The sequence below is a fragment of the Rubrivivax sp. A210 genome (genome assembly GCF_904426505.1).
In the GTDB taxonomy this organism is placed as follows: domain Bacteria; phylum Pseudomonadota; class Gammaproteobacteria; order Burkholderiales; family Burkholderiaceae_C; genus Rubrivivax.
The window spans coordinates 1-7,255 of the sequence record NZ_CAJGBN010000031.1; the positions used below are offsets into that span (position 1 = coordinate 1).

A 7,255-nucleotide genomic window follows, 5' to 3' on the forward strand; every position below is an offset into this window, starting at 1 on the left:
TGCCCAAAATGTAGTTCGGGTCGGTGATGCTGATGCTCACCGTCACCGCACTCGCCACCGTCGCCTCTATGCTCAACGGGCTCAGGCTCGGCGTGCCCAACACGCCGGCCTGGGCCAGCAGGGGCATGGCGGCCAGCAGCAGGCATCCCATGCGAGACATCTGCCTCTGGGCGGCGCCCGCAATTGACCCCACCCAACCCGAGTACTTGCTCATCGCGCCTCCCATTTTTATTGCGCGTGCTCTGACCGATCTGCCACGGCCAGGCCAAGAGCCTGGGAGCAGTCATTCGTTCGGAATGCGAGCGCGCCGCTGCGCCCGCAGAGCCCTCAGCGGCTCTTGCGCCGGCGCAGCCAGCCGCCTGGCACGACGCCGGCACCGAGCAGGCCACCGACCAAGGCCAGGGTCATGGGTTCGGGCACGGTGTTGCCGGTGTCGACCGTGAGGTCGTCCATGACGAAGGAACTGCCGCCAATGTCGCCGGAGATCACGATGCGTGCAATGGAACCCGACAGGCTGCTGAAAGACAGGAACTCATTGGGGCTGCTGCCGGCGTCGCCGCTAGGGATTCCGCCAAAGAGGAAACCGCCAGTGTTGATCTGGAAAGTGCTCTGGTCGCTTCCCAGTACACCGCCGCTGCTGTCGAAGGCGACGAAGGTCAATTGCGTCACGTAAGTGAAATAGGCGCCGACACTGAATACCGAGCCGGTGAAGTCGATGGTGATGGCACCGCCTTCATCGACCACGACGTTGTCGCCGCCGTGGGGCGGGAATTCCGAATCGGCCAGGCTGCCAGGATTCACCACCGCAGGAGCCCCGGACCTGAGCACCGTGGCATTCGAAAAGCTCATGCCCGCGATCTGGTTCGTCACCGAATCCAGGTCAGCAAACTGTTCGAATCCAACCGTCACCGTCGCCGCCAAGGCCGGCTGCAGCGCGCCCGCCATCAGCGCAGCCGCAGCCGCCACGCCCGCCAGTTTGTTCAAAGTAGACATGCTTCTCTTGCCTTCCGTATTTCGTCTATCGAATTGCGCCTGATGGCCCGGTCTCGGTGCCACCTTGTTGCCATTTGAAGGTAGCACGCACCTATCAGGTCGAAGCCGCCGCCGCGTGCGCCACCCCCTCACATCAGGGGGCAGGCACGCGCGGCGCCGCTCATTGAGCCGCGGCGTCCAGCTTGGGTTGAACCTCCGCCGACCGCAGTTCGATCGACAGCAACTGGGCCTGGTTGAGGTCGCCGCCGGTGAAGACCGCGGCACCGCGCGCCAGCACCACGCCATTGCGCCGCACCTGGACCTCGATGCCGCCGGCCGGCACACCCTGCAGCGTGAAGCGCCCTTGGGCGTCGGTGTTGGTCATGCCCAGGTAGCCGGGATTGCCGGAGGAACGCACCAGCACCTCGGCATTGGCGATGTCGGGCAAGGCCGCCGCCTGCGTGGTGCCGGTCGACAGCGCCGAGGCACGCAGCAGCGACGGCGCCGCGAAGGCGAACACCTGGGGCGCGCCGCCGGTGACCACCGAGGCCTGTGCCACCAACGGGGCCAGCACGGTGCGCACGCTGTAGCCGCCGGCAGCCGTGGGCGTGAAGACCAGGAAGGCATTGTCCAGGTCGAAGGGGCTGGTCGAGGTGAAGTACTCGTACACCGCGGTGGCCGTGGGCACGTCGATGGTGGGCATGCTGCTGTAGTCGACCTGCAGGAAGGGCGCGTTCGGCCCCGGCGTCAGGCCGGCGATGGCACCGGTGTTGAGCGCGGTGATGCCCTTGTAGGCGAACACGATGCGGCCGTCGCGGAAGAGCTGGATCTGCAGCGTGTTGGAGCCGCCGAAGCTGAAGTGGCCGACGCGGTCGTGCGTGACCACGAAGCGATCAGGCAAGGTGTCGTTGATGTAGACCGCGGCACCGGCGGGGCCGCGTGCGCCGTAGAGGTCGTCGAAAAAGGCCGAGATGCGCGGCCGGCTGTTGAAGGCAGTGACGCTTTCGGAGAAGGTGGTGTCGCCCGATCCGAAGGTGATGTAGCCGTTGGTGCCGACGAAGGCCGTGGTCTGCGCAACGCCGTAGAAGGGGAAGGGGAAGGGCAGCGTGCGCTGCGTGAAGCAGTCGTCGCAATTGGTGTAGAGCGTGCCGAAGGCGGTCTCGAAGCGCACGTCGACGATGATCAGGCTGCCCATGTCGGTGACGCCACCAACCACCGGCGCCACCGGCGCCGAGGCACCGGTGCGCGGCAGTCCGCCGGGTGACGTGAACTGCGCCTGCACGACCACGTTGCCCAGCACCGTGGGCACGCCGACGATCTCGAAGCGGCCATCGGGCCCGGTGGTGGCACTGCGGCCTCCGGGGGCGGTGACGGTGGCGCCCTCTATGGGCGCTCCAGCGGAATCGATGACCAGGCCGACCACCCGCGTCAGCGGGTCAGGGGCAACGGTCACCGTGACCGCCTGCGCCACGCCCTCGTTGCCACCGAGGTCGCGCGCCGTGGCGCCCAGTTCGAGGCTGCTCACGCCTGTGGGCACGGTGAAGGTGTACTGGTAGGGCGCGGTGGTGCTGGTGAAGACGGTGTTGCCGGCCACCTTGAATGCCACCGAAACCACGCTCACGTCATCGACGGCATCGACCACCATGGTCAGCGGCGTGCCCTCGAAGAAGAGGTTGCCGGTGTTGGGCGCGGTGATCGCCACCGTCGGCGCCACGCCGGCGAGGTCGACGCGCGGCTGGTACTGGCCAATGTACAGACGGCTGTCGCCCGTGGTGCCGCCGCGATTGAGACCGGAGCGGTCGGCCGCGAGGTAGATGAAGCTGTTGTCGACCGCAATGCCCATGCCGTTGTCGTCGCGCGCCGGGAAGTTGAGGATGGTGCGCGGCGCCAGCGCCCGCGGGTTGGTGATGTCGACGATGGGCACGCCGTTGACGAAGAGCACGTCGGAGCCGACGGCGAAATTGCCCGTGAGCACGACATTGGTGAGGCGTCCGCCCAGGTTGAGGTCGGTGCGCGACAGCAGCGCAGGCGCAGCCAGGTTGGTGATGTCCACCGAGGTCATGCTGTTGCTGTAATCGGCCACGATGGCTGTATTGCCGCGCAGCGCGACGCCGCGCGCATCGCCGGTGGCCAGGGTGCCGCGCAGGGTGGGCAGCGAGAGGTTGCTCACGTCCACCAGCTTGAGGCCGGCAGCGCCGGCCGCCACGGCGGCCAGGTTGCGCGTGGGGTCGAGGTCGAGGTTCCAGGCGGTGCCGCCCAGGTTGAGCGAACCGGCCTGGATCATGGCGCCCGCATTGGCCACGCTGACGATGAACAGCGAGGTGCCGGCCGTCACATAGGCCGTGGTGCCGCGCACCTTGACGCCCAGCGCATTGCCGACGCCAGCAAAGGTGCCCAGCAGGCGCGGCGCGGTGGGCGTCGAGACGTCGACCACCTTGAGGCCGCCCGAGGTGGCCAGGTAAGCCAGGTTGCCGGCCAGCGTGATGTCGTTGGACGAGGCGCCGACATTGAGCGCGGCCACGATGGCCGGTGTGCGGCGGTCGATGCCAAGGCTGACCACCTGCAGGCCGGTGCTGCCCGAGGCGACAAAGGCGTAGTCACCGCTCACCGCGACGCCGTTGGCATAGCCGGGGATGGCGACGAAGGAACGCGCCCCGGGTGAGAAGTCTTGGACGACGCCGGCAACAACGACGCTGCGGCCGTTGTTGCTGACCGTGATGTCGCAGGAACCGGCGGTGCTGGCGAAGACGCGGCCGTCGGGGGCGCCGAAATTGCAGCTCGCGAGGTTGCTGCTGGTGTAGGTGGTCTGGCGCGCACTGCTGGTGAGATTGATCTCGAAGCCGTCGATCAGCGTGCCGATCACGGTGAGTTGCACGCTGGCGCTGCCGGTGAGGGAATTGACGACCAAGGTGAAGTTGCCCGGGGTCACGCGCAGGCTGCTCAGCGCCGCGGCCAGATTGGTGCTTGCAGCGTTGTTGGGATCGCTGCCAGTGCTGATCTCGGTGCGGTCGCGGATGCCGTCGCCGTCGCTGTCGGCCAGCAGCGGATTGGTGCAGGGGCCTTGCGTGCAGCGCACCTCGTCACCGTCGCTGATGCCGTCGCCATCGGTGTCGGCGTTGTTGGGGTCGGTGCCGAGGCGGTACTCGTCGAGCGCGGTGAGGCCGTCATGATCGAGGTCGAGTTGGGCGTCGGCCGCATTGTTGGGGTTGGAGCCGAGGCGAATCTCGTCTTCGTCAGGGATGCCATCGCCGTCGCTGTCAGCGCCGGCCAGCGCCACGCGCAGGCTCAGGATGCCCTGGGTGCCTTCGTTGGTGGCCTGCACGACGACGACGCCGCTGCGCACCGCCGTCACCATGCCCGTGGGCGTGATGGCGGCGATGGCCGGGTTGCTGACCGTGTAGCCCGTGCCATTGGCGGTGACATCGACGAGCGCGCCGCCGTTGGGATAGGTGGCCAGCACCTGAAGCTGCGCCGTCGCGCCGACGGCGGTGAGCGTGGCCGTGGGCGCTGTCACGCGCAGCGAGGTCGGGATGGGCGTCGTGGGCCCGATCACGATGGGCGGCAGCGTCACCGAGCCATTGGCCGGGATCGCAAAGGCCGCCGACTCGCCATAGCTCGTCACGCCGCCCTGCACGCAGGTGGCGCGCGCACGCAGGGTGCCGAAGTTGGCCGGGATATTGGGCAACACCCAGGTGCCGTCCGCCTTGGCCTGCACATTGCGGTTCAGGACGCTGACGACGCAGTTCTCGTTGAGCTGCGCCTGGACCGGCAGGCTGCTGACCAGCAGCAGCGCCGGCAGCCAAGCGCCGGCGGCGCGGAAGACTTTCTGAAGCAACATCGTCATTCCCTCCACTGATTTCTCAAGCCTGACCCACCGGGCCAGCCCTCGTACATGCTGAGCGTGGCAAGCGCTGCGGCTAGGGCGCGCCCCACGGGAAGCGGGCCACAAACACCTGGGAGCGGGCACCGCGCCCGTCGTCCCGCTTCTGCAATTCGGTGGCGACGACGTAGGTCGCCTCGCCGCCGGCCACCGCATCGGGATGCAGAAACACGCGTTCGGCACCCGCGTTGAAACGCGCCACGGTGTGCCCCGCCGCGTCCAGCCTCAAGCCGTAGAGCGCGCTGCGGTCCAGGCCGGCAAGCAGCCAGCCCTGGGCGCCCGCGGCGGCCAGGCGGGCGCGCTCGAGGCCGAAGCTTGATTCCAGCAGTTCGGCCTGCGCCTGCTGCTTGAAGCCGGCGTCAAGTTGCAGAAACAACAGGCGCTGCTTCACGCCCTCGCCCGCATCAATAACCAGACCATAGTGACCCGGCTGGGCTGCCAGCGCGCCGGCGCGGCCGGCGATTGCGAAGGCCGGCGCACCCGGTACGCCGTCGCCCGGCTGCAGCACCGTGACGCCGACATTGGCCTCGCGCATGAAGAACTGCTCGCGCGTGCCGCTGTGCTCAAGCATCACCAGGCGACCGTCGACCAGCACGCCGGCGAGGAAGAGATCATCGCGGCCACGGTCCAGCCGCTGTTCCCAGGCCAGGCCGCCGTCGGGCCTGATGCGAGCAGCATAGAGATCCTTCTCCACTCGCCCGCCCAGCACCAGGTCGCCATTGGCCAGCGGCAGGATGAAGGCGATGCGGCTGCGTCCCAGGCTGCGGATATTGCGCGCCTGCCCCAGTTCGTTCACCGCCACGAGCCAGAACTCGCCGCTGCCGGCCTGGCCCGCCACCGCAAATTCGCCATTGCCCAGCGGCGCGAAGGCGTCGATCTCCTGCACCGCAACATCACCCGGTTGCATCACGAAGCCGGTCTGCCGGCCCCAGGTGCCTCCGGGCAGCACCTGGCCGATCCAGCCGCGGTCGGCGGTGCGATCCTTTCCCATGGCCAGCGGCCGCTGCACGCCAAGGATGTGGAGACTGCCTGCCGCACCTGCGGCGGCGGCCCGCGTCTCGAGCGAGACACCGGCCGGGGCATGGCTCAGCTGCCACTGCGGCTGCATCGGGGTGGTCTGGGCCCAGGCCGAGCCCAGGCAGGCCAGCACAAGCAGGCAGCGAACAAGGATCGAACGAAGGCTCATCTCATCGCCCCGACTTCGCAAGGGCCACACCCAGCACATGGAGAAGCAGGCCGGCCATGCCCTGCAGCAAGGGCAGCATGAAGACGAACAAGGCGCCTTGGGCATCGCGCAGATTCAACCCCCATGCCAGCAGCCCGGCGGCCAGCGCGCCCGGCAGGACGGTCAGCCACAGGCGCCAGCGTGCCGCGGCCGCGCGCTGCAGACGCCACAGCCAGCCCAGGTCGGCCAGCAGCGGTACCAGGAAGATCAGCCTGAACACGCCCTCGGCGCGCGGGCTCGAGAACTTCAGCCCGCCCAGCAACCACTGGCTCGCCGCTGCGGCCGCCAGCAGGCAGAGCAGCGGCGCCATCGCAACCGCCCACGCCCGCCCGGAGTGCATGCTCAGCTGCCACAGCAGTCGCAGGCATTTTTCTGCGCGCTTTCGTAGAAGGACTCGATGCTGGAGACCACGCCTTCGTAGCCGGCGGAGAGCCCGAGGCATTGCAGCAGATAGGGGCCGTCCAGCAGGCCCGAGTAGTCGCGCAGGCAGACCGCGTCCATGTCGCTGCCAAAGTTGGTGTCGCAGCTCGACTTGGCCCGGCCGGCGGGCTTCAGGCATTTGTCGTAGCAGGTGTCATGTCCGTTGCAGGCCTGGGTGAAGTCGCCCGAGGTCGTGCCATGGACGAGCAGGTAGACCGGATCGGTGATGTGCAGCGCGAACATGGGGTTGTCGGGCACGGCGCTGGAAATGCCGCTGCCGCCACAGCCGTTGGAGCCTGGCACCCATCCTGGGTGCTCGGTGCGGGCCGGGCACTTGGCAAGGTCGGCGATGGGATTCACGGGCTGGGGTTCGCCGTCGAAGCAGCAGCCGGCGGTGATCTTGACGCCGTTCTTCGCCGCGTCAGCCACGGCCGTGCCGCCCGAGCACTTGCGGCACTCATTGGTGGGAGTCTCGGAATCCTTGGCACGCGTGGACACGGCGCCGCCGGAGCAGATCTGTTCCTTGCAGTCGGTGGGCGAGGCCTGGGGCGGGGTCTGGGCGTTGTCTGCCACACAGCTGGCGCCCTGGCACTTCTTGCAAGTGGGGCAGGTGCCGGCGCTGCCGGTGGTATTGGGATTGCCCCCGCAGTGCCAGCCGGCCTTGATGACGCCGGCGCCCAGGTCGCTGGTGATGCTCGAGCCGTCTTCGCTGACCGTCGCGCTGCCTATGGCCACGAAGCTGGCCAGGTCGTGGTCGT

At 68.3% G+C, this 7,255-nt stretch carries 5 protein-coding genes; all 5 read right to left on the reverse strand.

The features are described 5' to 3' along the window. Positions 1-327: 327 nt before the first annotated feature. Positions 328-1,080 (reverse strand): PEP-CTERM sorting domain-containing protein, encoded by a 753-nt coding sequence (locus JMV16_RS15960; RefSeq protein ID WP_201495297.1) that lies wholly within the window; start codon positions 1,078-1,080, stop codon positions 328-330. Between the two features lie 73 nt (positions 1,081-1,153). Continuing rightward, positions 1,154-4,810, reverse strand: a complete 3,657-nt coding sequence (locus JMV16_RS15965; RefSeq protein WP_201495298.1) for an Ig-like domain-containing protein — start codon at positions 4,808-4,810, stop codon at positions 1,154-1,156. A 79-nt stretch (positions 4,811-4,889) separates the two neighbouring features. Next, on the reverse strand, positions 4,890-6,038 hold the full coding sequence (locus JMV16_RS15970; RefSeq protein WP_201495299.1) for a hypothetical protein: 1,149 nt from the start codon (positions 6,036-6,038) through the stop codon (positions 4,890-4,892). A 1-nt stretch (position 6,039) separates the two neighbouring features. Then, complete coding sequence (locus JMV16_RS15975) at positions 6,040-6,387, reverse strand: hypothetical protein (RefSeq protein ID WP_201495300.1); 348 nt, start codon at positions 6,385-6,387, stop codon at positions 6,040-6,042. A gap of 32 nt (positions 6,388-6,419) precedes the next feature. Beyond that, positions 6,420-7,255: hypothetical protein (locus tag JMV16_RS15980; RefSeq protein ID WP_201495301.1), on the reverse strand; the 836-nt coding region annotated here is incomplete at its 5' end.

What these genes read in the sequence shown, in the direction of transcription:
- JMV16_RS15965 (WP_201495298.1), bottom strand. Translation starts at nt 4,810, where the DNA reads ATGTTGCTTCAGAAAGTCTTCCGCGCCGCCGGCGCTTGGCTGCCGGCG.
- JMV16_RS15970 (WP_201495299.1), bottom strand. Translation starts at nt 6,038, where the DNA reads ATGAGCCTTCGTTCGATCCTTGTTCGCTGCCTGCTTGTGCTGGCCTGC.
- JMV16_RS15975 (WP_201495300.1), bottom strand. Translation starts at nt 6,387, where the DNA reads ATGGCGCCGCTGCTCTGCCTGCTGGCGGCCGCAGCGGCGAGCCAGTGG.